Below are 25828 nucleotides of genomic sequence, written 5' to 3'. Positions count from 1 at the left end.
CCGGGCCTCGGACACCAGCGAGAGCGATCTCGGGTGCGGCGCACAGTCGGCCCACGGTTCACCCGTAGGAGTGTTGGACTGTTCCTACGCCCACGGTTCCGTCCCGGGGGCGGGGCTGCGGGACCCCCGCCAGGAGGTCCCGCCCCGTCTTCAATGGGTCATGCGGCAATGGGCCATACGGCGATGGGCCATGCGACCGGGCTCAGAAACGTTCCGGGAGCGGGGACCCGGGGAGTACGTCCCGCTTCTGGTTCTTCCGTGCCTCCGCGTTCGAGTCGGCCGTCGCCTCGCACGTCACGTCCTTGGCCGGGAGCTTGCCGGTGAGCAGGTAGTCGGTGACCGTGCCGTCCGTGCACGCGTTGCCGTTCGGGTAGACGCCGTGGCCCTCGCCGCCGAGGACGGTGACCATTTTCGAGCCCTTCAGGTCGGCGTGCAGTGCCTGGCCGCTGGGCAGCGGGGTCTGCGAGTCCCACTCGTTCTGGACGACCAGGGAGCCGACCTTGTTGTTCACCTCGGTCGCCGGTTCCATGGACTTGTCCCAGAACGCACAGGGCTTGATGCTGGAGGCGAAGTCACCGTAGAGCGGGTAACGGCCCTTGTCCTCGATGGCGTCCTGCCGGTAGCTCTCAGGATCGCGGGACCACGCGGCCGAGTTGTCGCCGCACACCACGGCCCAGAAGCTCGCCGTCATGTTGTCGGACGGCACCTCGGCGGCATCGGCGGCGGCGCCCGCGGTCCCGGCCCCCTCGGATCCGGCGAACGCCGCGAGCTTCTTGGCGGAGGCGGGCTTGCCGGCTGCGGCCTTCTTCAGCTCCACGACCCCCTCGGTGGCGTACTTCGGGCTGAAGACCGCCTCTCGCATACCGCTGCGGATGTCATCACCGGTGGTCGGCTGCCCGTCTACCTCGATGGGCTTCTCGTCGGCCTGCGCGACCAGATCCCAGAAGGTCCGGTCGACCTGCTTCGGGGTCTTACCGAGGCCGTACTTCTCCGAACGCTCGGCGGCCCACTCGGTCCACCGGTCGAACGCGGGCTCGGCGCCCTCCGCCCACCACTGGATCATCCCCCGCCAGGCACGCGCCGGATCGACCGCGCTGTCCAGCACGAACCGGTCGGCACGGCCCGGGAAGAGCTGGGTGTAGACGGCACCCAGGTAGGTGCCGTACGAGTAACCCACGTACGAGATCTTCTTCTCACCGAGGATCGACCGGATCAGATCCATATCGCGCGCGGTGTTGCGCGTGGTGAAGTACGGGAGCGTATCGCCCGCTTTCTCCTTGCACTTGTTCGCGACCTCGCGCGCCCAGGCGACGTCCTTGTCGAACGTCTCCTCCTTGTACGGCCGAAGCCAGTTCTCCTCCTCCGGCTCCAGATCGCAGGAAACCGGGCTGCTCTGCCCCACACCGCGCGGGTCGAAGCCGATGAGGTCGTACTTCTGCTGTGCCGACTCGGGGAGCTTGTCCTGCATCCCCAGCGGCATGTAGAGCCCCCGTCCTCCCGGGCCACCGGGGTTGGAGAACAGGACACCGTGCCGCTTACCGGGCGCGGTGCTCTTGATCCGGGATATGGCCAAGTCGATCCGCTTGCCCCCGGGAACCCGGTAGTCCAGTGGGACCTTGATCGTGGCGCACTCCAACTCCGCCGGAGAGTCGCCTTCGCACCGCTTCCACCGCGGCTTCTGCTTCACATACCGGTCCAGCTCGCCCGTGGGGGCGGTCGAGGAGGCAGTCGACGGGGTGACGGCCGGAGCGGCGGTGGCCGTCGAGGTGGCGAGCGCGGGAGCCAGCGTTGCCGTGACACTCACGGCCAACAGGGGCGCGAGACGTTGTCTGCGCACAATATCGATCCTTCCGGTCGCATGTTCGGACAGGAAAGATCTTTCAGGAACCGGATACGCGTACGGATCCCCCGCCGGGCTGTACCTCCCCTACCTCCGGGGTATGACGCAACAGCCGTCGGTAGCCCTTCAGTTGCACCAGACCGACCGCTCGCGGTCACCCACGGCCCCGTGCCCGGAAAAGGCTGCGGGACCGTGGGCGGCGGGGCTCGTGGGTCAGGGCAGCCGTTCCGCCAGGATCTCTGCCAGGTGGCGTCCCTTCCGGCCTGCCAGTTGGTTCAGCTGGGTGCGGCAGGAGTAGCCGTCCGCCAGGACCTCCGTGCCGGGTTCCGCTGCCCTTACGGATGGCAGCAGTTGCTCCTCGGCGCAGGCCACCGAGACCTCGTAGTGCCCGTCCTCGAAGCCGAAGTTGCCCGCCAGACCGCAGCAGCCGCCGCTCAACGCGCCCGTAAGGCCCGCACGTTCGCGTAGGCGGCGCTCGGCGGCGTCGCCGAGGACGGCGTGCTGGTGGCAGTGGGTCTGGCCGACCACGGGACGGTCCACCCTCGGCGGCTGCCAGTCGGGGGCGTACCGCTCCAGCGCCTGGGCGAACGTCGACACGGACTCGGCCAGCCGCGCGGCGCGCGGGTCGCCGCCGAGGAGTTCGGGGAGGTCGGTGCGGAGGGCGGCGGTGCAGCTGGGTTCGAGGCCGACGACGGGCAGCCCGGCGTCCAGGGCCGGGGCCATGACGTCCAGGGTGCGCCGCATGACCGCGCGGGCGCGGTCGAGTTGGCCGGTGGAGACCCAGGTCAGGCCGCAGCAGACCGGTTTGGGCGGGACGACCACCCGTAGCTCCGCCGCCTCCAGTACGGCGACCGCCGACCGGCCGACGGACGGGGAGAGATGATTGGTGAAGGTGTCCGGCCACAGGACGACGGTCCGCCCGTGCCCGGCCGCCTGGCCTGCGGCCGCGGGTCCTCCTGCCGGTCCCTCCGTGGCACGGCCCGCCTCCCCGTCCTGGGCCGCGGGCCCTGCGGGTGCCCCCGTGGCACGGCCCGCCTCCTGGCCCAGGGCCGCCACCCCCGCTGTCTGGTCCGCGTCCGCCCGTCCCGCCGCGTCCGCCCGCCCCGCCGGGGCCGACGTAGCGCCCCCGGCCCCGCCCAGGAGTCCGCCGGGCCGCCGCCCCGATCCAGCCCCCGATCCAGCCCCCGATCCAGCCCCCGATCCGGCCCCGGACCCAGCCCCGGGCCCCGCCGCGGGCTCGGCGCTTCGTGCCGCCGCCGCGCGGGTCCGCTCTCGCCACCACCGGGTGAAGGGCTCGCTGGCCAGTTCCGGGATGTCCCGTTCGGGGGCGATGCCGCCCATGCGCTTGGCCAGGGTGGCGAGCGGGCTCACCCCGGCCAGTGCGTTGAGCACGGGGGCCGACCGCAGGGCGGCGGCGGCGCGCAGCCAGACCGGCAGCCAGCCCATCGAGTAGTGGGCGGCGGGGCGCACCCGGCCCTCGTAGTGGTGGTGCAGGAACTCCGCCTTGTAGGTGGCCATGTCGACCTCCACCGGGCAGTCGCTGCGGCAGCCCTTGCAGGACAGGCACAGGTCGAGGGCGTCCCGTACCTCCTCCGAGCGCCAGCCGTCCTGGACGACCTCGCCCGCGAGCATCTCGTGCAGCAGCCGGGCGCGGCCGCGGGTGGAGTGCTTCTCCTCGCCGGTCACGCGGTACGACGGGCACATCACCCCGGCGCCGGACACCGACTCGTTACGGCACTTGGCGACGCCCACACAGCGCCGGACCGCCGCCGAGAAGTCGCCCTTGTCGTGCGGATAGCCGAACTCGACGTCCACCGGGCGCCTGGGCAGCGGATCGAAGCGCAGGTTCTGGTCCAGGCGCTGCGGGCGGGCCAGGACGCCGGGGTTGAGGCCGCCCTCCGGGTCCCACAGGTCCTTGAAGCGGGAGAAGAGGCCGACCATCTCCGTCCCGTACATGCGCGGCAGCAGCTCGGCGCGGGCCAGGCCGTCGCCGTGTTCGCCGGAGAGCGAGCCGCCGTGGGCGACGACGAGATCGGCGAGGTCGGCGGAGAAGGCGCGGAAGACCCGGATGCCGGGCTCGGTCAGCAGGTCGAAGTCGATACGGACGTGGATGCAGCCGTCCCCGAAGTGCCCGTACGGCGTCCCGCGCAGCCCGTGCTGGGCCATCAGGGCGCGGAAGTCGCGCAGATACGCGCCGAGCCGGGGCGGCGGCACCGCGCAGTCCTCCCAGCCGGGCCAGGCCTCGCTGCCGTCCGCCCCACCCGGAGTACGGAGTCGGGTGGCGGTCCCGGAGGCGTCCTCGCGCACCCGCCACAGGGCGCGCTGCCCGGCCGGGTCGGCGACCACGGTGTGGTCCGTGGTCGCCTCGGCGGCGGCGCGGGCCACCTCCTGGGCGCGGGAGAGCGCCTCCTCGCGGGTGGCGCCGCCGACCTCCACGAACAGCCAGGCGCCGCCCTTGGGCAGCCCGGTCGTCCCGGCGACCAGGTCGGCGGCCATGCCCTCGACGGTCAGCGGCCCGTACGGCAGCAGGGTGTGCGCGGCCTCGGCCGCCGCGCTCTCGTCGGGGTAGCCGAGCACGGCCAGGGCGCGGGCGCCGGGCGCCTCCACCAGCCTTACGGTCGCCTCGGTCATCACGCCGAGGGTGCCCTCGCTGCCGGTGAGGGCGCGGGCGAGGTCGGCGTTCTTCTCGGGCAGCAGCTCGTCCAGGGCGTAGCCGGAGATCCGGCGGGGCAGCTCGGGGAAGCCGGTGCGCAGCAGGGCCAGATGCTGACCGGCCAGGGACCGTATGCCGTCACGGAGCCGGGCGGGCAGGTCGTGGAGGCCCTGGGCGGCGCGCACCCGCTCCCCGCCGTAGGTGAGGACGTCCAGCTCGTGAACGTTGTCGGCGGTGGTGCCCCAGGCCACGGAGTGGGAGCCGCAGGAGTTGTTGCCGATCATGCCGCCGAGGGTGCAGCGGCTGTGGGTGGACGGGTCGGGGCCGAACGTCAGCCCATGGGCGCCGGCCGCCGTACGGAGGTCGTCGCAGATCACGCCCGGCTGGACGACGGCGGTGCGCCGCTCGGGGTCGAGCGAGCGGATGCCCCTCATATGGCGGGTGAAGTCGAGGACGACGCCGAGCCCGGTGGCCTGGCCCGCGATCGAGGTCCCGCCGCCGCGCGGGACCACCGGCACCCCGCGCTCCCGGCACACGGCCAGCACCGCCGCCACATCGTCGGCGTCGCGGGGCGCGACCACCCCGGCGGGCACCCGCCGGTAGTTCGACGCGTCCATGGTCATCAGGGCCCGGCTCGCCGTATCGAAGGAGACGTCCCCGCGAACGGCTCGTCGCAGCGCCTGCTCCAGCTCGTCTGCGTGGTGATCAGCCATGCCCTCCATGGTCCACGGCGAGGCGGCCCTTGAGAATGTCCCATTCCGATTCATGGCCGCCTCGTGGCCGCCTCATGGCCGCCATGCATGGCCCACATGGACCGCATGGCCCGCATGACTCGCATGGACCGCATGACTCGCATGGCCGCCTTACGGCTGCCATGTCCCGCGATCGGCCCCTATACCGGCACATCCTCGAGCGTCAACAGGATGTGGACATACCGTCTCACCCGCTGGACGGACGGTCGGGCCGCGGCGGCCGACGGATTAGGCTTCGGCTCGTGGCTGAGATCCGGATTCCCGATGACATCAAGCCCGCCGACGGACGCTTCGGCTCGGGCCCCTCCAAGGTGCGCACCGAGGCGCTGAGCGCCCTGGCCGCGACCGGAAGCTCCCTGCTGGGCACCTCCCACCGCCAGGCCCCGGTCAAGAACCTGGTCGGCGCCGTACGCGAAGGGGTGCGCGAGCTCTTCCAACTCCCGGAAGGGTACGAGGTCATCCTGGGCAATGGCGGATCCACCGCCTTCTGGGACATCGCGACCCACGGGCTGATCGACACCAAGTCCCAGCACCTCTCCTTCGGCGAGTTCTCCTCGAAGTTCGCCAAGGCGGCGAAGCTGGCGCCGTGGCTCGAGGAGCCCACGGTGATCACCTCCGACCCCGGCACCCACCCCGAGCCGCGCGCCGAGAGCGGCACGGACGTCTACGCCTTCACCCACAACGAGACCTCCACCGGTGTCGCCATGCCCATCCAGCGGGTGGCCGGCGCCGACGAGGGCGCGCTGGTGCTGGTGGACGCCACCTCCGGCGCGGGCGGTCTGCCCATCGACATCGCCGAGACGGACGTCTACTACTTCGCGCCGCAGAAGTCCTTCGCGGCGGACGGCGGTCTGTGGATCGGCGTCTTCTCGCCCGCCGCGCTGGAGCGTGCCGCCCGGATCCACGCCTCCGGCCGGCACGTCCCCGAGTTCTTCTCGCTGCCGACCGCGATCGACAACTCGCTGAAGAACCAGACGTACAACACCCCGGCGCTGGCGACGCTCTTCCTGCTCGACGACCAGCTGAAGTGGATCAACGGCCAGGGCGGTCTGGACTGGGCGGTGCGCCGCACCGCGACCTCCTCGCGCACGCTGTACGGCTGGGCCGAGGAGTCCAAGTTCGCCACCCCGTTCGTGGCCGACCCGGCCAAGCGGTCGCAGGTCGTCGGCACGATCGACTTCAACGAGGAGATCGACGCCGCCGCGGTCGCCAAGGCGCTGCGGGCCAACGGCGTCGTGGACACCGAGCCGTACCGCAAGCTGGGCCGCAACCAGCTGCGGGTGGCGATGTTCCCGGCCGTGGACCCGGCGGACGTCGAGGCGCTGACGGCGTGCGTGGACTACGTCATCGAGCACCTCTGAGCACTCGCTCCGAGGGCGCCCTCCGAGCGTCAGGGGCCCGCGGCCGATCACCGGCCGCGGGCCCCTTCGCGTACCCGGACGCGATTCAGCTCCGGCGGAAGAGCCTGCGCAGGCCGAGGAAGACCACCAGCGCGCCGACGAAGGTGAACCCGGCCTTGACCAGGTTGCCGTTCTTGTCGCCGTCGGTGAGCTTGCCGTCGACGCGGTCGGAGTACTCCCCGTTCTTCTTCTGCTCCTTCGCCGTGGCGTCCGGCAGCAGTTCCCCGCCCAGGTCCACCGGCGTCACCTTGGAGCCCACGCCCTCGGTGCCGTACATGAGGGTGCCGCCGTCCGGGGTGAAGGTGACCGACTCGCCCTGCCGCTGGAGCGGCAGCCCCGGCTCCTCCTTCAGCCGCGTCGGCTTTCCGTTCCGCCAGCGGTACTCGGCGGCCGAGAAGTAGCCGCGGAGCACCAGCCGGGTGCCGTCCGGGGAGCACGCCCCGTCGGTGACCTCCATGTCGATGTCGGAGACCCGCTGGAAGACATTCACCCCGGAGGGGCTCAGCGTGGCCGGTCCGGCGTACAGCCCGCCGTCCTCGTCGCTCTTGCTGGCGATGTAGACGCGGCCCGTCTTGGGATGGACCATCAGCGCCTCGGCGTTGCGCGGCCCGCCCTGGTACTTGACGGTGAACTGGGTCGCGGTGACGGTGACGTCCTTCAGCCGCTTCGGCTCCGGGAAGCGGTAGATCCACACATGGGACCACTGACCGCCCAGGTTGTCGCCGATGTCGCCGACGTAGATATTGCCGTCCGGCCCTATCGAGATCGCTTCCACATCGCGGGGATCCCCTATCCCCCGCAGGGTGACCCGCGCGACCGTCTTCCCGGTCCTGCTGTCCACGGCGTAGACGTACGGGCCGTCCGAGCTGTCGTTGTGCGTCCAGTAGACGCCGGGGTGGAGACGGCTCGCGGCGAGGCCGCTGGACTCGGTGATCCGTGGATCCTGGATCGTGAACGGGGACGGCGACGACGAGTCGTCGGCGGCGGCCGGGGCGGCTGCGGACACGGTCAGCAGCGCGGCGGCACCGAGTACGAACGGAAGCGGACGCATGGGCCCAAGCCTGCCATCCCGCCGGGGGCGTCCGGCGCCGGGACCACGCCGAGGAGACCGCTCCGGCCACGCATGGCTTCCGCCCGGACAGGGGTTCCCGCCCTCCGCTCCGGCATGACTTCCATGACCGCGCATGACTTCCGCCGTGATCGCGCATGACTTCCGCGATCACGGGCAGATAACGTCTGTCAATTATTTGCGCGGGCGGCCACTCCCAAATAACCCCGAGATTATTTGACCTCATCCGGGGATTATTTCGGCGAGAAATTTATCGGTCATTGACGGCATAGCGGGCGGCGGCATTGCAATGCGGAAAGGCCCCGCTTACGGTCTGAGCCCATGAGCGAATACAGCCAGTCCTCTTATGCGCAAACCGCACCGCCCACGCATTCCGCCGGTGCCCCGAACCATGGCGCGGCACCGGCCGCGCCGTCCAAGAAGATCGCGATCTTCGCGATCGTCGGCTCGGTCATCGCGCTGGTCGGCTCCATGGTGAACTGGGTGATCTCCGACGCCGAGGGCGCCACCGGGGGCATCAAGGGCATGGACGGCGACGGCATCATCACGCTGATCATCGCCCTGGTCGCGGCGGTCCTGTTCATCGCCGCCATGGTCACCAAGAAGGCGGCGCTCTACCTGGTCGGCGGCGTTCTGGGGCTGGCCATGGCCATTGTCGCGGTCATCAACATGGCGGACCCCGAGCGGCTGGTCACCCAGAAGCTGAAGGACGAGGAGGGGGTGTCGCAGCAGGTCGCGGAGAAGGCGGCGGAGCAGGCCGCGAAGCTGTACGACATGACCGCGGGACCGGGGCTCTACATGGCCCTCATCGGCGCCCTGATGGCCCTGGCCCTCGGCGTTCTCGGCTTTATGAAATCCCGCGCCGCCCGGTAATCCGAAAAGACCGGTCGCATTTGGCGACCATATTCAGCGGCCGGCTCCGGCGAGCACGCTCGACTGGAGTTCAACTGGAGTTCGATCGAAATCCGACCCGGGCCGCGAAACCCCAAGACGCCCGCTTTTTGACCGCACGGGGGGCCAAAAAGCGGGCTTTCGGGTTTTCCACCGGGAATTCCCGGCCGGGACCCTGCCGCCGCCGATGACCGAGCATCCGGCCCACCCCCCTTGATTAGAGCGCACTCCAACGGCTTGGCTGATCCCCATGGAGTACACGCAGCTCGGACGCACAGGTCTCAAGGTCAGCCGCATCGTCCTCGGCACCATGAACTTCGGTCCGCAGACGGAGGAGACCGACAGCCACTCGATCATGGATGCCGCGCTCGACGCGGGCATCAACTTCTTCGACACCGCCAATGTGTACGGCTGGGGCGAGAACAAGGGCCGCACCGAGGAAATCATCGGGAGCTGGTTCGCCAAGGGCGGCGGGCGGCGCGAGAAGACGGTCCTCGCGACCAAGGTGTACGGAAACATGGCCGCCGAGGGTGAGCCCTGGCCCAACAGCGACAAGCTCTCGGCCGTGAACATCCGCCGGGCCGTGGACGCCAGCCTCAAGCGGCTGGGCACGGACTACATCGATCTCTACCAGTTCCACCACGTGGACCGCTCCACCCCGTGGGACGAGATCTGGCAGGCCATCGACGTCCTCGTACAGCAGGGCAAGATCGTCTACGCGGGCTCCTCCAACCACGCGGGCTGGCACATCGCCCAGGCCAATGAGGCCGCGGCCCGCCGCGGCTCGTACGGGCTGGTCAGCGAGCAGTGCCTGTACAACCTGGCCGAGCGCCGCGCCGAGATGGAGGTCATCCCGGCCGCGCAGGGCTACGGCGTGGGCATCATCCCCTGGTCGCCGCTGCACGGCGGGCTGCTCGGCGGCGCGCTCCGCAAGGAGCGCGAGGGCGGCGGTTCGCGCAGCACGTCCGGGCGCAGCGCCGACGCGCTGAAGAACGCGACGGTGCGCGACCAGATCCAGCGGTACGAGGACCTGCTGGCCAAGCACGGCATCGAGCCCGGCGAGGCGGCCCTGGCCTGGCTGCTCACCCGGCCCGGGGTCACCGGCCCGATCGTGGGTCCGCGCACGGCCGAGCAGCTGGCGTCGGCGGTGCGGGCGTCGGAGCTGAAGCTGGACGAGGCGGTGCTGACGGAGCTGGACGAGATCTTCCCGGGTCCGGGTCCGTCGCCGGAGGCGTTCGCCTGGTAGCCGAGCGGCTCCTGGCGGCCGAGGGCGAGAGCCATGAGGGGGGTGTGGGCCGCAGGCGGCCCACACCCCCCTCTTTCCGTTCTCAGCCTCCGAGGGCGGCCGCCGCCGCGACGACGACGAGAATCAGCACCAGCGCGCCACTCATGATCATGTTTCTGGTCTTCGGGTCCACACCTCGAGATTAGCCGGACCGCTCAGTGCCCCAGCGGCCAGGCCGCGACCACCTCGTACCGCGGCTGCTGCCCGGGGACGCCCGGGGCCGGTGGATGGCTGCGCACCAGGCTGAGCTCGCCCACGGTCCACTCCCGGCCCGCGAAGTCGGTGAGCCCGTCCACGTACGGCGCGAGGCTGGTGGCGGAGGTGTGGCGCGGGGAGCCGTGGCGCGAGGAGCGGGCGCGGGCGATGGTCAGATGCGGATGGTACGGGCGGTGCCGGTCCATCGGGACCCCGGCCCGCCGGCCCCCCGCCTCGGCGGAGTCGGCCAGCCGCCGCAGGGCCTCGCTGTCGCCGTCGACGCCCACCCACACCACCCGGTCGTCGAACCGGCCGCCGCCCGCGAGCCGCAGCTCATGGGGGTGGTGCCGATGGGCGGCGCGGGCCAGCCTGGTGCGCAGCTCGGGCACCACGTCCTCGGCCACCTCGCCGAAGAAGGCGAGCGTGAAGTGCCAGCCCTCCCGCTCGGTCCAGCGCAGCCCGTCCGCCCCGGGCAGCCCCCGGAGCGCCTCGACCCGCGCGGCCAGTTCGGCGACGGCCGTCTCCGGCGGCAACACGGCGGCGAACAGTCTCATCCGCCCAGTCTCCCGCACAACTCAGCCCCGCCAGGGGGCACCTCCCAGCGGTAGCTGGGGGAGTTTGCGGAGCGGGGCCCGGGGCGGAGCCCCGGCAAGGCGGAAGAGGCGGTTCAGGCCGTGGCGGCCAGTGGCTTGTCCTCCGGCTCCGGGGTCCGGGGCACGAAGATCACATGCGGGCGGCCCCGGCGCAGATCCAGCTTCAGCCGCAGGCCGCCGGCCCGGACCAGGATCAGCCCCACCGCGGCCGCGGCGGCCGCCGAGATCAGGCCGCCCGCGGCGAAGCCGATACGCGCGCCACAGGTGTCGGTCAGCCAGCCCACCAGCGGGCCGCCGATCGGCGTACCGCCGACGAAGACCATCATGAACAGGCTCATCACCCGGCCCCGCATCGCGGGATCCGTCGCGAGCTGGACGCTGGAGTTCGCGGTCACGTTGAAGGTCAGGCTGAAGATCCCGATCGGCACCATGAGCGCCGCGAAGAGCCAGAAGTACGGGGTGGCCGCCGCGACCATCTCCAGTACGCCGAACATCAGCGCGGCCCCGACCAGCAGCCGCCGCCGGGCCACCACGCGCCGGGCGGCGAGCAGCGCGCCGGCCACCGAGCCGATCGCGATCAGGGTGTTGAGCAGGCCGTACGTACCCGGCCCGGCGTGGAAGACATCGTCGGCGAAGGCGCTCAGCCAGATCGGGAAGTTGAAGCCGAAGGTTCCGATGAAGCCGACGAGCACGATCGGCCAGATCAGATCGGGGTTCCCGGCCACATAGCGCAGCCCCTCCCGCAACTGTCCCTTGCCGCGCGGCGCCCGCTCGACCTTGTACAGCTCGCTGGTGCGCATCAGCAGCAGCCCGATGATCGGGGCGGCGAAGGAGACTCCGTTGATCAGGAAGGCCCAGCCGCTGCCCACGGCGGTGATCAGCACACCGGCGACCGCCGGGCCGATCAGCCGGGCGGACTGGAAGTTCGCGGAGTTGAGGCTCACCGCGTTCCGCAGGTCCTTGGGGCCGACCATCTCGTTGACGAAGACCTGGCGGGTCGGGTTGTCGACGACGGTGACCATGCCGAGCAGGAACGCGATCAGATAGACGTGCCAGACCTGCACATGGCCGCTGAGGGTGAGGGCGGCGAGGGCGAGCCCGCACAGCCCCAGCGCGGTCTGGGTGAACAGCAGCAGCCGGCGCCGGGGACATCGGTCCGCGATGACCCCGCCGTAGAGGCCGAAGAGCAGCATGGGCAGGAACTGCAGCGCGGTGGTGATGCCGACCGCGGTGGAGGAGCCGGTGATACTGAGGACGAGCCAGTCCTGGGCGATCCGCGACATCCAGGTGCCGGTGTTGGAGATCATGGCACCGGTCGCGAACAGGCGGTAGTTGCGGATCCTCAGCGAACGGAAGGTCCCGCCCCGGGTGCGTCCCGCGGTGACGGCGGGTGCGGGGTCGGATACGGGGATTCCGGAGTTGCCCGGGTTTCCCGGACCTCCGGGGTCTCCGGAGTCTGCGGGGTTCTTCGGTGCGGGTGCGGAGTCTGCTCCGGGTCCCGTACTCAAGTGCGTTCGCCTCCTGGCTGCCTCGGGTCAGTTCTTACATATGCGCGAGCTTCTCCAGCACGGGCGCGGCGGCGCGCAGCACGTCCCACTCGTCCTCGGTCAGCTCCCCGACCAGCTCGGCCAGCCAGGCGTTGCGCTTGCGTCGGCTCTCTTCGAGCATGGCCTCAGCCCGCTCGGTCGGCGAGACGACTTTCTGCCGCCGGTCCTCCGGATGCGGCTCGAGCCTGACCAGTCCCTTGGCCTCCAGCAGCGCCACGATGCGGGTCATCGACGGCGGCTGGACGTGCTCCTTGCGGGCCAGCTCGCCGGGGGTGGCGGAGCCGCACTGGGCCAGCGTGCCCAGGACCGCCATCTCGGTCGGGCTGAGCGATTCGTCCACCCGCTGGTGCTTGAGCCGCCGCGAGAGACGCATCACTCCGGACCGCAGGGCACTCACGGCGGCCGCGTCATCGGGGGGCGCCTCCGCCTGGTGCTGGGGGCGGGACAGATCCGGCATGGTCTTTAGCATAACTCATTACCTCGTCTAATGAAAACCCTGGTGACTTCCCTATTTCTATTTCACCCGAACGAGTGAGTTGACTCCGGGTAGTGACGTATAGCGGCACGCATGAGCGCCCAGGACCACGGATGGGTCCGGGGCGCTCGGGGCGGAACGCTTATGCGCCGGGCGGGACGGCGTACACCAGGGCGGGACGACGACTCGGCCCACGCGGGGCCGAGCTCGGCTCAGGAGACGCCGAGTGCCTGTTCGATCGGGTTGAGCAGGAAGTACACCAGGAAGCACAGCCCCACCACGCCCAGCAGCCAGGGGATCTCCCGGGTCCGCCGGGTGGCGATGCGCAGCAGCAGGAACGAGAGGACGCCCAGCCCGATCCCGTTGGTGATGCTGTAGGTGAACGGCATCGAGATCATGGTCAGGAAGGCCGGGACCGCGATCGTGAAATCGCTCCAGTCGATCTCCTTGACGTTCGCCGCCATGATCAGGAAGCCGACGACCACCAGCGCGGGGGTCGCGGCCTGCGAGGGCACCACCTTGGCCAGCGGGGTGAAGACCAGCGCGAGCAGGAAGAGGCCGCCGGTCACCACGTTCGCGAGTCCGGTGCGCGCCCCTTCCCCGACGCCCGCCGTGGACTCCACGAAGCAGGTGTTGGCCGAGGCCGAGCCGAAGCCGCCGCCCGCGACCGCGACGCCGTCCATCATCAGGATCCGGCCCATGCCCGGAAGCTGGCCGCGCTCATCGGTCAGCCCGGCCTCCTCGCCGACGCCGATGATCGTGCCCATCGCGTCGAAGAAGCCGGACAGCAGCACGGTGAAGACGAAGAGACAGCCGGTGAGCAGGCCGACCTCATGGAAGCCGCCGAAGAGGCTGACATTTCCGACGAGGCCGAAGTCCGGGGTGTCGACCACCTTGTCCGGCACGGAGGGGATGGTCAGCCCCCACTGGGCGTCCGGGATGTGGGCCAGGGAGTTGATCACGATCGCGACCACGGTCATGGTGACGATGCCGATCAGGATCGCGCCGCGCGTCTTGCGGACGATCAGGATGAAGGTGAGCGCGAGACCGGCCACGAAGACCAGCACCGGCCAGCCCTGGAGCCGTCCGGCCACCCCCAGGCCGAGGGGGACGGTGGTGTGCGCGGCGTCGGGGTTACGGCTGACGAAGCCGGAGTCGACCAGACCGATCAGGGCGATGAAGAGACCGATGCCGATCGCGATCGCCCGCCGCAGCCCTGATGGGATCGCGTCCATCACCCGCTGCCGCAGCCCCGAGGCGACGAGGATCATCAGCACCAGACCGGCGAGCACCACCATGCCCATCGCGTCCGGCCAGCTCATCTTGGGCGCGAGCTGGAGCGAGACCACGGCGTTGATGCCGAGGCCCGCGGCCAGCGCGATGGGGACGTTGCCGATGATCCCCATGAGCAGCGTGGTCAGGCCCGCGATCAGGGCGGTGGCGGTGACCAACTGGCCGTTGTTGAGCTGATGCCCGAACTTGTCCGTACCGGCTCCGAGGATGATCGGGTTCAGTACGACGATGTAGGCCATCGCAAAGAACGTGGCCAGTCCGCCCCGGATCTCCCGGGAGATCGAGGAACCACGCTCGCTGATCTTGAAGAACTTGTCGATGCCGTTGGCGGGGGGAGTCGGAGCCTGCTTACCGGCGTCGACCGGCGCGGTGGCCGAGGGGGACATGAAGGACCTCAGTGTGCGTGAACATCAACGGCGGGTCCTTTGGATGATCGAACAAGACATTCCACTCAGACCCAGAAGTATTCAGTATGAAACTATCAACGCCCGATCACCAAACCGGCCCCGGCGAGGCCCCTGTGAGGTCCGGCACGGCCCCGGCCGGGCCCATGACCGGCCCCCTTAAGCTGTGGCCATGACGAAGTGGACCCCCAAGCACGAGGCGCCGGCGCCCCTCGAGGGCAATGTCGTGGCCACGATCACCGGCGGCACGATCGCGTGGTTCGTCCTCTTCCTCGTCCAGTTGCCCTTCTACGGCTGGTTCCACGAGCACGGACATCTGTGGTGGCTGTGGACCTGCCTGGCCGGCGGCGGGCTCGGACTGCTCGGCGTCTGGTACGTACGGGCCCGGGACGCGGCGATCCGCCGCGACGCGCGGAACGGCGACGCGCGGACGGCCGACGCGCGGAACGGCTGACGCGCGGAACGACGGCTGACGCGCGGAACCGCTGACGTGCGGGACCGCCGACGCGCCCGCCCCGGGCGCGCACAAGGCGGCACTCCTCGACGGCGCGGCGCCGGACCGTCCGCCGTTCCCGGGGGCGGCCCGGCGCCCTGGCCTGGTGCACGGGCGCGCTCCCCTCCTCGCGACGCACCCGCTCACCCGTCTGTGGTGCGCGCAGAAAGATGAGGGCTCCGCCGCGGGGACGCGCGGGCGGAGCCGGGTGGGTCAACTGTACGATCTTCACGGTCCGTTCACAATGTTGTGGAAGCCTCACGGCGGGCACTTTGTTCGGGAACTACCGTCTTGTGGTCGTCAACTCACCAGTAATGTGAGGGATATGACCGGTAACCGCTTTCGTGCCGATGAGATCGACACCAGCAAGCCGCACTCGGCCCGCATGTACGACTACTTCCTGGGCGGAAAGACCCACTACGCGGTCGACACCCACGCCGCCGAACAGGTCGAGGCCGTCTGGCCCGAGGTCAAGCCGTGGACTCGCGCCAACCGGTCATTCATGCACCGCGCGACCCGCTGGCTGACGGGCGAGGCGGGCATACGCCAGTTCCTGGACATCGGCACCGGCATCCCCACCGAGCCCAACCTCCACCAGGTCGCCCAGAAGGCCGCCCCGGACTCCCGGGTCGTCTACGCGGACAACGACCCGATAGTGCTGGCCTACGCACAGGCCCTGTTGCTCTCCACACCCGAGGGCCGCACCGCCTACATCCACGCGGACGTCAGCGAACCCGAGGGGATCCTTGCCGCCGAGGACCTGAACGACACCCTCGATCTGTCCCGGCCGGTCGCCCTGTCACTCAATGCGATCATGCACTTCATCGCGGACGAGCAGAAGCCGTACGAGATCGTGCGCCAACTGGTCGAGCCCCTGGCCTCGGGCAGCTATCTGGTGCTCTCGCACGGCGCGCTCGACCCCCGCCCCGGGGTCTCGGACGCGGTCACCAACCTCTACCGCAGCAGCGGCATCCATGTGCAGGGACGCACCCAGGAGGAGATCCTTGGCTTCTTCGACGGGCTGGAGCTGGTCGACCCGGGCGTGGTGATGCCCCACCGCTGGAAGCCCGAGAGCGAGCGGGCCAGGGCCGAGGCGGAGGCCAAGGAGTTGTGGATCTTCGCGGGCGTGGCCCGCAAGCCCTGACCCGGGAACGGGCCTTGCCCCGGGGCAAGGCCCGCGCACACACCCCGTAAGCGCGCCCGTCAGTCGAACCAGCGGGCCCGCGCCAGCTCCTCCGTACGGGTCAGATCCTCCAGCAGGGCCGCCACCTCGAACCGGCGCGCCCAGTGGCCGGCGGCCCAGGACAGACCGGCCGCGACGCCCTCGACCGTCGAGGCGTGCAGGGTGCCGTCCACATACCGCCAGTCCAGCTCGATCTCGCCCGAGCCCGAGCCCGGCCCCTCACCCGCGCCCTCGCCGTCACCCGAGCCCTCGATCAGCAGTTCCTCGTGCTCGATGTACAACAGGGGGGCGCCCGGCAGGAGTTCGCGGACCGCCTCGGGCACCTCGTGCGGATCACCCTGTGAGGTCACCCGCGCCGGGTACGCCTCGCTCAGCCGCCGCACCTGGAACAGCTCGGCCAGCTCCGCCGCCCGTGTGGGCCGTACGGGCAGCAGCGCCCGGCCGTCCGCCTCGGCCAGCGGCATCAGGTCCGGGGCGTCCGCGACCAGCGCCTCGCCCGCCTCGACCACCGTCGGCTCGCCGTCCACGATGGCGCGCAGCTCGTCCGGCAGCGTCACCCGCTCGGGGTCCAGGTCGGCCAACTGCCCGTAGACGGCGTGCAGCTGGGCGGGGGTCACCTCGCGGTCCGGGTCGGAGAGGCGGGCCAGCAGCTCGGCGGCGCCGCCCGGCTCGTCCAGCAGCGCGGCCACGGAGGTCCGTACGCCCAGCGCCCGCAACACCTGCTCGTCCTCGAACCCGGCCGCGTCCACCGCCTCGTACAGCCCGGCCAGCAGCGGATCGCCCCCGGCCGCGCGCAGCCCGGCGGGGCGGCGGCCGTCCAGCACCGGATGACCGCGCAGCCACCACGCGGTGTACGAGCGCACGGTCTCCGTCGTGCCGTCCGGCAGCAGCACCCGCACCGGCGCGGTCAGCGCGTCGCGCAGCGGCGGCTGGGCGAGCATGGCCAGCGCCCGCGGCCAGGCGTCGTCGTCGACCAGGTCCAGGTCGCGTACGGCCACGATCTCGGTGGCCACCGGCGGCACCGGCGTCTCCGGCAGCCGGTCCAGCACGTCCTCGCACCACACGTCGACGGCGTCCAGCACACCGACGTCGTCCGGTTCGGTGAAGTCGCCCTCGCGCGGCTCCAGCTCATCCGGGTCCAGCACCACATCGGTGGCCCTGACCAGCGTGAAGCCCGCCAGCACACCGACCGCGGCGAGCGGCTGCTCACCCCAGCGCTCGGCCAGCTCGGCGTCGCACGCGGCCAGTTCGCCCTCCCGCATCACCTGCTCGAAGGCGCCGCCGGGGAGGACCAGTTCACCGGCCGGGGCCAGCTCCCCGTCCTCGTCCGGGAGCGCGAGCGCGGCCAGCCACGGCTCGTCGCCGGGCGCCAGCCGGGCCTGCTGGACCAGGCCGAGGACGGTGTCCGCCAGCGTGTCGGCGTCCAGCGCCGCGCCCAGGCCGCCCTCGCCCTCCTCCGCGAACGGGTCGTACTCGTCCTCCGCCTCCAGCGAATGCGCGACGGCGGTCCGAACCTGCGGGGTCGTCAGCACGGCGCGGGGCGTGGCGGGGGTGGCGCCGAGCTTCTCCAACAGCGGATGGGCGGCGTCCGGATGTGCAACTTTCAGACCGAGGCGGGCGAGGGTGCGATGCGTATCGCTGACCGCGGCGCCGTGGTCGGGGGTCCGCGCGGACGCGGCGGAATCGGCGGCTCCGGGGGACTCGACCGGTCCGGCGGACTCGACCGGTCCGGCGGGCTCGGTGGTGACGGCGGAATCGGCGATTCCGATGCTGTCCGGGCCGTGCGGGCCGTGCGGGCCGTCCAGAACGCCCCCGCGGCCGAGCCCGTCCAGGTCGCCGTCGGCCTCGCCCGGCAGCGGCAGCAGCACCTGCCGGGGCCCGATCGTCGTCCGGCCGTCCGCCAGCGGCACCGGCAGCCCGCTGAGCCGGTCCGGGTCGATACCGCCCAGCGAGTCGTACAGCCGCCGCCACCAGGCCGGGGCGCGCTCCACGCCCGCGAGCCGGTCGATGAGCTCGCCCAGCGGCACCCGGGCCACGCCCAGCACCCGCAGCTCCGAACGGCGCTCGAGGCCCGCGGGCAGCAGCGTCGGGAACAGCTCGGCCAGCACCTCCACCGTCTCCGCGCCCGCGCCCTCGACGATCTCGGCGTCCCGGGGCCGCAGCGCGTACGGTTCGCCCTCGGCGCCGCCGCGCGCCAGCACGTCGTCGTCCCAGTCGGCCGGGGCGGGCGCGGCCGGGGCGGCGGCCGGCTCCTCCGCGGCGGGGCCGCCCTGGGCGGCGTCCGGGCCGAGCGCCTCCGGCGAGCCGAGCCAGCCCGCCACGGCCTCGGCCACGGCCGCGTCCTCCGTGCCCACGCCCACCGCCGGTGCGGCGGCGCTGGGCAGGAACGGCACCCTCGGCAGCCGCTCGAGCACCCGCTGGCGCAGCTCCCCGTCCAGCTCGCTCCGGCCCAGCTGGCCCGGGACGAGGTCGATCGAGCCGACCGAGACCGGATGCCAGTCGCGCAGCAGCGTCGCGTACGCCTCAGCCGCGCGGTCCAGCAGGAAGTCCGTGAGCGGCCCGGGGGCGGTGTGGCGGCGGGTGGGCTCCAGTGGGAAGGACCCGATCAGCAGCGCGGGCATGCCCAGCGGCTCGTCGGTCGGCGTCGGGGCGTGGACCACCGGGGCGGTCGCGGGCCGCGTCGGCGCGCCCTCCGCGTCCACCGGAACCGCCCAGGTCACCGACCACACCGGGCGCAGCCGCTCCTCCACCGGGCGGTCGGCGAGCAGCTCCGGCTCCAGCCGTCCGCCGGCGCTCTCGGTGCGCCAGCGCGTCGTACCGCGGGCGCCGCTGTCCTCGACGACGGTGTACGGGCCGTCCTCGCGGCGGCGCAGCGTCCGGGTGCCCTCGACGGTCTCGACCACGACCTCGGCCAGACCGGGGAGGGTGAGCAGCAGCGCGTCGTCGATCCCGGCCAGCAGCCGCTCCGCGACGTCCCACGCGGCGCCGTCGCGCAGCGGCAGCACCACGACGGTGTCGTAGCCCTCCGGGGCGCTCCCCTCGGCGGGCAGCGGCAGCCGCAGCAGCGGTACGTGGCCGTCCCGGCGGCGCAGCTCCTCGGCGAGGCCGGGGCCGGCGGCGGTGGCCCGCTGGGTCAGCTCCCGCGCCTCGGCCAGCGACCAGCGCACGCCGCCGGCGCGGCCCACGACCGCGGGCTCGTCGCTCACCGCGAGCACCGCCGCGAAGCCGACGCCGAACCGCCCGACCGCGCCCTCCGGCTCGTCACGCTTGGCCGACGCCCGCAGCGTGGACAGCGACTCGACCCCGGCCGCGTCCAGCGGCGCCCCGGTGTTGGCGGCGGCCAGCACGGCGGGCTCGCCGTCCGTCGCGGGACGCAGGGTCAGCCGCAGCCGGCCGGGTACCCCGGCGCGGGCGGCGGCGTCCGCCGCGTTCTGGGCCAGCTCGACGACCAGCCGGTCGCGGTGGCCGCCCAGCGCCAGATCCTCCTCGGCGTTGGCGTCCTCCCGGAACCGGGCGGGCGACGCGGCCCAGGCGTCCAGCACGCCGCGCCGCAGCCGCGCGGTCCCGAACGGGTCCGCGTCCTCGGTCGCGCCTCGCACCATCGCCGTGCTGCTCACGTCTCGCCTCCGGAAGTTCCTGGTCGGGGTCCGTCCTGCGCCTCGGCGCCACACCGCCGAGTCCCCCGCGGTGCGCATCACCCCACCGCGCTCGCCGTTTCCAAGCGTGCCGCCCTTGCTAGCCGCGAACGTACCGCTATCCGCCCCCAAACGACGCCCCGGGCCCCACACAACCGGATTCTCCCCCTCACCTTGGCGCCCATGAGCCCTTGGCCCACCAGTCCCCTGCCTCGGGCACACAGGCGGAGGAGTGACGCCTGCGGCGGGCCGCTCCCCTCCCCGCCCCTTCCCGACAGCATCGATGCGGCTCCGCCGCGTGGGGGGGCATCCGCCCCAGCCCCCGAACCGGAACATCGCCCCTTCCCGCGACATCGATACACGGCTCCACGGCGTAGGGACTCCGCCGCGTGCGGGCCCGCCCCCAGACCCCGGGGTCCAGGGGCGGAGCCCCTGGTAGCGGGAAGGGGCGGGTAGGGGCAAGATCCGCCGGGCACCACACCCCATGGGTGCCCCTGGGCGCTGGCGCCGCGATGAGCCCGGACGTGCGCGCCCCGCCCGGACGGTCGTTCGCAGCCGCCGCGGCGACCGTGCGCCGGGGCCGCCGTTGCGCAGCGGCCTGGCCGGGACGCCGTTCCGTAAGCGGCGGGGCCGGGAACGCCGTTCCGTAAGCGGCGGGCTCAGGAACGCCGTTCCGTGACGGCCTGGCCAAGGGGCCGTTCCGTAGCGGCGGGGCCAGGGGGCGTTCCGTGCGGGTCTTGCCGGGGCGTCGTGGGGAGCCCCGCGGGATGCCTCAGCTGTGGCCCAGGTCCTCCGTCGGCAGGTCCGGCTCGACGGAGCCGCCCGTGCGGTCCGGGTGGAGGGGGAGGGGTTCGACGACGGTTTCGTCGACGACGGGTTCGGCCGGGCGGGGAGGCTTGGGCATGACGGCGGCCTCGGAGTGGGCGCCGCAGCCGTAGGAGAGGGAGACGACGCGGCCGTCCGCCGGGCTGAACTCGTTCGCGCAGACTCCGAACGCCTGCCCCAGCGAGCCGCCGAGGGCCACCAGGAAGCCGCAGCTCGCGCAGGTGCCGGGGGCCGCCTGGGCCATGGGGGTCTTGGGGCCGTACGCCTCGTCCCAGCGGTCGGCCGCGACGTGGAGGCCGTAGCGGGACAGCACCCGGGCGCGCCGCATACCCAGTTCCTCGGCGACTGCCGCGATCGAGCCGGTGGCGGGCGCGGCGGTCTGCGCCGCGGGGGCACCGGCCGTCACATCGGCCTCCTCCACCGCCGCGAGCTGCTGCATCTCCTCGGAGACCACGGAGTTGGGCGGCGGGCTGTCCTCGCCCGAGTAGCCGGGCTCCAGGCGCAGGTCCTCGGCCTCGGTGGGGAGCAGATCGCCCGGCCCCATGTCGCCGGGGCGCAGCCGCTCGCTCCAGGGCACCCACTCCGGCGCGAGCAGCGCGTCGGGCCCGGGGAGCAGCACCGTCTCGTCCAGGGTGACGGCCTTCGCGCGGGAGGCGCGGGTCACCGTGACCGCCCAGCGCCAGCCGCGATAGCCCGGCTCGGGGCTCTCGAAGAGATGCGTGACCACGCGGTCGCCCTCGGCGACAGCGCCCAGATACTCGCCCACCTGCCCCGGACGGGCGGCTTCCACGGCCGCCTCGCGGGCGAGTTCGATCGCCTCGGCGCACAGGCGGTCGGGGGTACGGCTTCGCATCGCACTCACAGGATCGATTCTCTCTTCCACGCCGTCGCAGCCGTCTGACCTGGTGCGCCAGCCGTACGGCCGTCGCGGGACCGCGGACGGAGCGGACCATGGGGCCGCGTCGACGTCCGCGCCCATCCGGCCTTCGGGCGCACCTTGTACGTCCCATTCTGCGGGATGGCTACTCGGCACACGGCCAGGAACGACCCTCGGTGGCGCGGTTACGCACGCTACCTTGTCCGGCCGCACCGGCCCTACCCCCGTCTCATCCCCGCTCCCCGTCACGACGCCGTGGGCCCCCTCCCCGCCCGCCTCCGCGCAAGCGCATTTCCGCTGGACAGCGGCGTGTTGCCGATCCCTGTCGACGGCGCCGCCATCCGGAAAGCCGCCGAAGGTCTCACGCTTCGGCCGCGTTGGCTGCACCATGGTCAGGTGGCAGGAACACGGTGGTACAGCGGCGGCTCGACCAAGAGGTCGGGCCGCTGGGTCGTCCACGCGCTCCGTGCCCCCGCCGCGCTCCGCCTCCCCTTCACCGCGGCCGGACGCGGCATCCGCCGGGCCACCCACGCCCACGGCGCCGGTGAGTCGGGGCTCGGCAAGCTGATCGAACTGCACGCGGTGAACTCGGCGGGCGACATGCTGATCACCGTCGCCCTCGCCTCCACGATCTTCTTCTCGGTCCCGACCGACGAGGCCCGCGGCCGGGTCGCGCTCTACCTGGTCATCACCATGGCGCCGTTCGCGCTGCTCGCCCCCGTCATCGGCCCGCTGCTCGACCGCGTTCCGCACGGCCGCCGCGCGGCGATGGCGGTCGCGATGCTGACCCGCGTGGTGCTCGCGCTGACGATGGCGGGCGCGGTGGCGGGCGGCGGCCTCGAGCTGTATCCGGCGGCGCTGGGCGTGCTGGTGGCGTCGAAGGCGTACGGAGTCGTCCGTTCCGCCGTCGTGCCACGGCTGCTCCCACCCCACTTCTCCCTCGTCAAGGCCAACTCCCGGGTCACCCTGGCCGGGCTGCTCGCGACCGGCGCGGCAGCCCCGCTGGGGGCCGGGCTGCATCAGATCGGGCCGAGCTGGCCGCTGTACGGGGCGTCCGCGATCTTCCTGCTGGGCGCATTCCTGTCGTTCACCCTGCCGCACAAGGTGGACTCCGCGAAGGGCGAGGCCAGGGCGCAGCTGACCTCGGGGCAGCGCCATCTGCATCTCCCGGTGACGGTGCGCAAGCCCAAGGCCAGGGTGGGCGGGGCCAGGCCCGCCCCGGCGGCCGGAGGAGCCGCCTTCGGCGGCGGGGACAGGACCGCCTTCTCCCGGGCCGTCTCCCGGATCGCCTTCTGGCGGCGCCGGTCCCGGCGGCCCGGCCTCAGTACGGTCGGCCCCTCCGTGCTGCACGCCCTTCAGGCGTGTGCCGCGCTGAAGGCGCTGTCCGGGTTCCTCACCCTCTTCCTCGCCTTCCTCCTCCGCGACCAGCCGCTGGGCGGGCTCGGCCCCGAGATCTCGCTCGGCCTGGCCGCGGTCTGCGCGGGCGGCGGCAACGCGCTGGGCACCGCGATCGGCGCCTGGCTGCGTACGCGCGGCCCGGAGCTGATCATCGCGGTGGTGCTGAGCTCCGCCCTGGCCGTGCTCATCGTGTCGGCGGCCCTCTACGGCGCGGTGACGGTGGCCGCCGTGGCCGCCACCGCCGGGATCTCGCAGGCGCTGGGCAAGCTGTCGCTGGACGCGCTGATCCAGCGTGACGTCCCGGAGGAGGTCCGCACCTCGGCGTTCTCACGGTCCGAGACGACGCTCCAGATGGCGTGGGTCGTCGGGGGCGCCATCGGCATCGTGCTGCCGCTGCACGGGGTGCTGGGGATGGCGGTCGCCGCGGCGGTGATCGCGCTGGGCGCGGCGCTGAGCGTCCGCGGGCTGCTGAGCGCCTCCCGGCAGGGGGTGCCGTATCCGCGGGTGGCGTGAATTCGCCGTACCCACAGGTGGCATGAGTTCGCCGTACCCACGGGTGGCGTGAGTTCCCGGAGCTCCGGGCCACACCCATCCCCGGCGGGGACCGCCATCGGCGAGTCGTACCCGCGCGCGAGGCGATCGGTGCGGCCAGATAGCCTGCCCGCATGACCGCTGCGCTGTTTTCCAGGGGCAAAGGCCGCCGCGCCGTCACCGCCGCCTGTGCCGTGTCCCTCGGGCTCGTCGCCCTCTCCGCCTGCGACAAGCCGACCCCGCTGGCAACGGTGACGGTCGGTTCGAACACCGTGACGGCCGAGGCGAGCAACGGCTGCTACGGCGACGGCAAGGACCTGAGCTCGAAGAAGTTCAAGGACTGCCTGTCCGCCAAGCCCGAGAAGACGATCAAGGTGACCGCCGGGGAGAAGGTCCGGCTCGGGGTGGACCCCGAGATCGCCAAGTCCAGCTGGGGCCTGATCGCCAACAACCCGGTCATGGCCGAGGCGAGCAAGGAGACGTACCGCAGCTTCGACAGCGATACGCTCTTCGCCCGGCAGAACCCGCAGACCGGCCAGACCACGCTCGAGAAGAAGGTCACGATCACGGTCGCCGAGCTCGGCAAGAGCAGCCAGGGCGTCAAGGGCATCTGGCGCTTCACGCTGGAACGGGACTCCTGACGGGACTGCTGACGAGACTCCTGACCGGACCCCTGACCGAACTCCTGACGAGCGGAACTCCGGATCGAGCGCCGACGACGCACGGGGCCCGGTCCTACCGGGCCACCGGCCACGCCGTGACAGGGTTGTGTGTGACAAGGGGGAGTCACCCATGCGCGTACTGATCGTCACGGCCGTACCCGCCGAACGGGACGCCGTCGTACGGGGCGTCGGCGCCACGGCCCCCGAGGTGGCCGAACTCCCCGTCCCCGGCGGGGTGCTCCACCGGCTGAGCCCGGCGCCGCCCACCGGGCCGCCGCCCACCCTGGACGTCCTGGCCGCCGGGGTCGGCCCGGCGGCCGCGGCGGCCGGCACCGCCGCCGCCCTGACCGCGGCCGCGGTCGCCCGTACCCCCTACGACCTCGCCGTATCCGCCGGTATCGGCGGCGGCTTCACCACCGCGCGGCCCGCCGCGGCCACCACGGAGCGCGCCGCCGCGCGGCTCGGCTCCGTCGTCATCGCCGACGCCATCGTCGCCGCCGACCTGGGCGCCGAGACCCCCGACGGCTTCACCGCCGTCACCGACCTGGGCTTCGGAACCGTCGAACACCTCCCGCCCGCCCCGCTCGTCGCCGCCGTCGCCGAGGCGACGGACGCCGTGCGCGGCACCGTGCTCACCGTGTCGACCGTGACCGGGAGCGCCGAACGGGCCGCCGAGCTGCTGCGCCGCCATCCGCGCGCCGTCGCCGAGGCCATGGAGGGCTTCGGCGTGGCGGAGGCCGCCGCGGCCCAGTCCGTGCCCGCCCTGGAAGTGCGGACGGTCTCCAACGCCGTCGGACCGCGCGACCGCGCGGCCTGGCGGATCGGGGAGGCGCTCGAGGCGCTCACGGGCGCCTTCGCGGCCATCGCCCCCCTCCTCGGCACCTGGACCTTTGACCCGAAAGGAACCCGGCAGTGACTGAGCCCTTGAGCGAGCCCCTGACTGAGCCTTTGAAGATCGCCTACTCCCCGTGCCCCAACGACACCTTCGTCTTCGACGCCTGGGCCCACGGCCGCGTCCCCGGCGCGCCCGCGCTCGATGTCACCTTCGCCGACATCGACATCACCAACGGGATGGCCGAGCGCGGTGAGTTCGACGTACTGAAGGTGTCGTACGCCGTACTGCCGTGGGTGCTGGACGACTACGCGCTGCTGCCCTGCGGCGGTGCGCTCGGCCGCGGCTGCGGTCCGCTGGTGCTCACGCGGCGGCCCGGCGAGGGGCAGCAGCTCACCGGCAAGGAACTGGCGGGGAAGACGGTCGCGGTGCCGAGCGAGCGTTCGACCGCGTATCTGCTCTTCCGGCTGTGGGCCGCCGCCGAGGTGCCGGGCGGGGTCGGCGAGATCAAGGTGCTGCCGTTCCACGCGATCATGCCCGCGGTGCGGGACGGCGAGGTCGACGCCGGGCTGGTCATCCACGAGGCCCGGTTCACCTATCAGAATTACGGGCTGCACTGCCTGGCTGACATGGGCGAGCACTGGGAGCGGACCACCGGTCTGCCGATCCCGCTCGGCGCGATCATCGCCAAGCGGTCACTGGGCGCCGAGCGGCTGCGGGAACTCGCCGACGCCGCCCGGAGGTCGGTGCGGATGGCCTGGGACGACCCGGAGGCGTCGCGGGCGTATGTCCTGGAGCACGCCCAGGAGATGGACCCGGCCGTCGCCGATCAGCACATCGGGCTGTACGTCAACGAGTTCACCGCCGACCTCGGCGAGAGCGGCTACGCCGCGGTGCGCGGGCTGCTGACCCGCGCGGCGGCCGAGGGGCTGGTACCGCCCCTCGCCCCCGGGGCGCTGGACGCGGTCTGACGCTTCGGCGAGTGGCCGCACGCC

Annotated in this window: 18 protein-coding genes; 9 read left to right on the top strand and 9 right to left on the bottom strand. The window is 72.3% G+C overall.

Features of this window, described 5'->3' with window-relative positions; translation table 11 throughout:
- Window positions 1-202: 202 nt before the first annotated feature.
- Together NP777_RS12965 and NP777_RS12960 are read right to left on the bottom strand one after the other, a co-directional pair.
- A complete protein-coding gene (locus NP777_RS12965; RefSeq protein WP_256650279.1) occupies window positions 203-1837 on the bottom strand; it encodes an alpha/beta hydrolase in 1635 nt (544 codons plus the stop codon).
- A 216-nt stretch (window positions 1838-2053) separates the two neighbouring features.
- A complete protein-coding gene (locus tag NP777_RS12960; RefSeq protein WP_256650278.1) occupies window positions 2054-5206 on the bottom strand; it encodes an FAD-binding and (Fe-S)-binding domain-containing protein in 3153 nt (1050 codons plus the stop codon).
- Between the two features lie 281 nt (window positions 5207-5487).
- Here NP777_RS12960 and serC point away from each other — a divergent pair, with 281 nt between their 5' ends.
- On the top strand, window positions 5488-6606 hold the full coding sequence (gene serC, locus NP777_RS12955; protein ID WP_256650277.1) for a phosphoserine transaminase: 1119 nt from the start codon (window positions 5488-5490) through the stop codon (window positions 6604-6606).
- A gap of 85 nt (window positions 6607-6691) precedes the next feature.
- Here serC and NP777_RS12950 read toward each other — a convergent pair whose 3' ends face one another.
- Window positions 6692-7696, bottom strand: a complete 1005-nt coding sequence (locus NP777_RS12950; RefSeq protein ID WP_256650276.1) for a hypothetical protein — start codon at window positions 7694-7696, stop codon at window positions 6692-6694.
- A gap of 339 nt (window positions 7697-8035) precedes the next feature.
- Here NP777_RS12950 and NP777_RS12945 point away from each other — a divergent pair, with 339 nt between their 5' ends.
- Together NP777_RS12945 and NP777_RS12940 are read left to right on the top strand one after the other, a co-directional pair.
- Complete coding sequence (locus NP777_RS12945) at window positions 8036-8587, top strand: hypothetical protein (RefSeq protein WP_256650275.1); 552 nt, start codon at window positions 8036-8038, stop codon at window positions 8585-8587.
- Window positions 8588-8855: 268 nt separating this feature from the next.
- Window positions 8856-9851, top strand: coding sequence for an aldo/keto reductase (locus tag NP777_RS12940; RefSeq protein ID WP_256650274.1), 996 nt, complete (start codon window positions 8856-8858; stop codon window positions 9849-9851).
- A 194-nt stretch (window positions 9852-10045) separates the two neighbouring features.
- On the opposite strand, the gene thpR is transcribed toward NP777_RS12940, so the two are convergent.
- The 4 genes from thpR to NP777_RS12920 all read right to left on the bottom strand — a co-directional run bounded on the left by thpR (window position 10046) and on the right by NP777_RS12920 (window position 14379).
- Complete coding sequence (thpR, locus tag NP777_RS12935) at window positions 10046-10639, bottom strand: RNA 2',3'-cyclic phosphodiesterase (protein WP_256650273.1); 594 nt, start codon at window positions 10637-10639, stop codon at window positions 10046-10048.
- A gap of 113 nt (window positions 10640-10752) precedes the next feature.
- On the bottom strand, window positions 10753-12186 hold the full coding sequence (locus NP777_RS12930; RefSeq protein WP_256650272.1) for an MFS transporter: 1434 nt from the start codon (window positions 12184-12186) through the stop codon (window positions 10753-10755).
- A gap of 34 nt (window positions 12187-12220) precedes the next feature.
- Window positions 12221-12682 (bottom strand): MarR family winged helix-turn-helix transcriptional regulator, encoded by a 462-nt coding sequence (locus NP777_RS12925; protein WP_044573694.1) that lies wholly within the window; start codon window positions 12680-12682, stop codon window positions 12221-12223.
- Window positions 12683-12912: 230 nt separating this feature from the next.
- Window positions 12913-14379, bottom strand: a complete 1467-nt coding sequence (locus NP777_RS12920) for an NCS2 family permease (RefSeq protein WP_256650271.1) — start codon at window positions 14377-14379, stop codon at window positions 12913-12915.
- A 190-nt stretch (window positions 14380-14569) separates the two neighbouring features.
- Between NP777_RS12920 and NP777_RS12915 the strand changes: the two genes are divergently transcribed.
- Window positions 14570-14851, top strand: a complete 282-nt coding sequence (locus tag NP777_RS12915; protein ID WP_256650270.1) for a DUF2530 domain-containing protein — start codon at window positions 14570-14572, stop codon at window positions 14849-14851.
- 364 nt (window positions 14852-15215) lie between these two features.
- Window positions 15216-16034 (top strand): SAM-dependent methyltransferase, encoded by an 819-nt coding sequence (locus tag NP777_RS12910; protein ID WP_256650269.1) that lies wholly within the window; start codon window positions 15216-15218, stop codon window positions 16032-16034.
- A 59-nt stretch (window positions 16035-16093) separates the two neighbouring features.
- On the opposite strand, the gene NP777_RS12905 is transcribed toward NP777_RS12910, so the two are convergent.
- Together NP777_RS12905 and NP777_RS12900 are read right to left on the bottom strand one after the other, a co-directional pair.
- The gene (locus tag NP777_RS12905; RefSeq protein WP_256650445.1) at window positions 16094-19675 is read right to left on the bottom strand and encodes a sacsin N-terminal ATP-binding-like domain-containing protein; all 3582 of its coding nucleotides are present in this window, start codon (window positions 19673-19675) and stop codon (window positions 16094-16096) included.
- An 805-nt stretch (window positions 19676-20480) separates the two neighbouring features.
- Window positions 20481-21386: a DUF3027 domain-containing protein gene (locus tag NP777_RS12900; RefSeq protein WP_256650444.1), complete on the bottom strand. Its 906-nt coding sequence runs from the start codon at window positions 21384-21386 to the stop codon at window positions 20481-20483.
- A gap of 420 nt (window positions 21387-21806) precedes the next feature.
- Between NP777_RS12900 and NP777_RS12895 the strand changes: the two genes are divergently transcribed.
- The 4 genes from NP777_RS12895 to NP777_RS12880 all read left to right on the top strand — a co-directional run bounded on the left by NP777_RS12895 (window position 21807) and on the right by NP777_RS12880 (window position 25804).
- Window positions 21807-23321, top strand: a complete 1515-nt coding sequence (locus tag NP777_RS12895; protein ID WP_391858493.1) for an MFS transporter — start codon at window positions 21807-21809, stop codon at window positions 23319-23321.
- A 152-nt stretch (window positions 23322-23473) separates the two neighbouring features.
- Window positions 23474-23980, top strand: coding sequence for a hypothetical protein (locus tag NP777_RS12890; protein WP_256650267.1), 507 nt, complete (start codon window positions 23474-23476; stop codon window positions 23978-23980).
- A 151-nt stretch (window positions 23981-24131) separates the two neighbouring features.
- Complete coding sequence (locus NP777_RS12885; RefSeq protein WP_256650266.1) at window positions 24132-24917, top strand: futalosine hydrolase; 786 nt, start codon at window positions 24132-24134, stop codon at window positions 24915-24917.
- Between the two features lie 20 nt (window positions 24918-24937).
- The gene (locus NP777_RS12880) at window positions 24938-25804 is read left to right on the top strand and encodes a 1,4-dihydroxy-6-naphthoate synthase (protein ID WP_256650443.1); all 867 of its coding nucleotides are present in this window, start codon (window positions 24938-24940) and stop codon (window positions 25802-25804) included.
- The last annotated feature ends 24 nt before the right edge of the window (window positions 25805-25828 follow it).

Origin of the sequence: Streptomyces rugosispiralis, from assembly GCF_024505145.1 — a bacterium.
GTDB lineage: Bacteria > Actinomycetota > Actinomycetes > Streptomycetales > Streptomycetaceae > Streptomyces > Streptomyces rugosispiralis.
The sequence above is the reverse complement of the archived record's forward strand: the minus strand, read 5'-3'. Positions and strand labels throughout refer to the sequence as shown.

Bases quoted from the DNA above. Each gene is read 5' to 3' on its own strand.
- NP777_RS12925 (WP_044573694.1), bottom strand. From the start codon at position 12,682: ATGCCGGATCTGTCCCGCCCCCAGCACCAGGCGGAGGCGCCCCCCGAT.
- NP777_RS12885 (WP_256650266.1), top strand. From the start codon at position 24,132: ATGCGCGTACTGATCGTCACGGCCGTACCCGCCGAACGGGACGCCGTC.
- NP777_RS12945 (WP_256650275.1), top strand. From the start codon at position 8,036: ATGAGCGAATACAGCCAGTCCTCTTATGCGCAAACCGCACCGCCCACG.
- NP777_RS12920 (WP_256650271.1), bottom strand. From the start codon at position 14,379: ATGTCCCCCTCGGCCACCGCGCCGGTCGACGCCGGTAAGCAGGCTCCG.
- NP777_RS12940 (WP_256650274.1), top strand. From the start codon at position 8,856: ATGGAGTACACGCAGCTCGGACGCACAGGTCTCAAGGTCAGCCGCATC.
- NP777_RS12950 (WP_256650276.1), bottom strand. From the start codon at position 7,696: ATGCGTCCGCTTCCGTTCGTACTCGGTGCCGCCGCGCTGCTGACCGTG.
- NP777_RS12910 (WP_256650269.1), top strand. From the start codon at position 15,216: ATGACCGGTAACCGCTTTCGTGCCGATGAGATCGACACCAGCAAGCCG.
- NP777_RS12900 (WP_256650444.1), bottom strand. From the start codon at position 21,386: ATGCGAAGCCGTACCCCCGACCGCCTGTGCGCCGAGGCGATCGAACTC.
- NP777_RS12905 (WP_256650445.1), bottom strand. From the start codon at position 19,675: ATGGTGCGAGGCGCGACCGAGGACGCGGACCCGTTCGGGACCGCGCGG.
- thpR (WP_256650273.1), bottom strand. From the start codon at position 10,639: ATGAGACTGTTCGCCGCCGTGTTGCCGCCGGAGACGGCCGTCGCCGAA.
- NP777_RS12915 (WP_256650270.1), top strand. From the start codon at position 14,570: ATGACGAAGTGGACCCCCAAGCACGAGGCGCCGGCGCCCCTCGAGGGC.
- NP777_RS12960 (WP_256650278.1), bottom strand. From the start codon at position 5,206: ATGGCTGATCACCACGCAGACGAGCTGGAGCAGGCGCTGCGACGAGCC.
- NP777_RS12890 (WP_256650267.1), top strand. From the start codon at position 23,474: ATGACCGCTGCGCTGTTTTCCAGGGGCAAAGGCCGCCGCGCCGTCACC.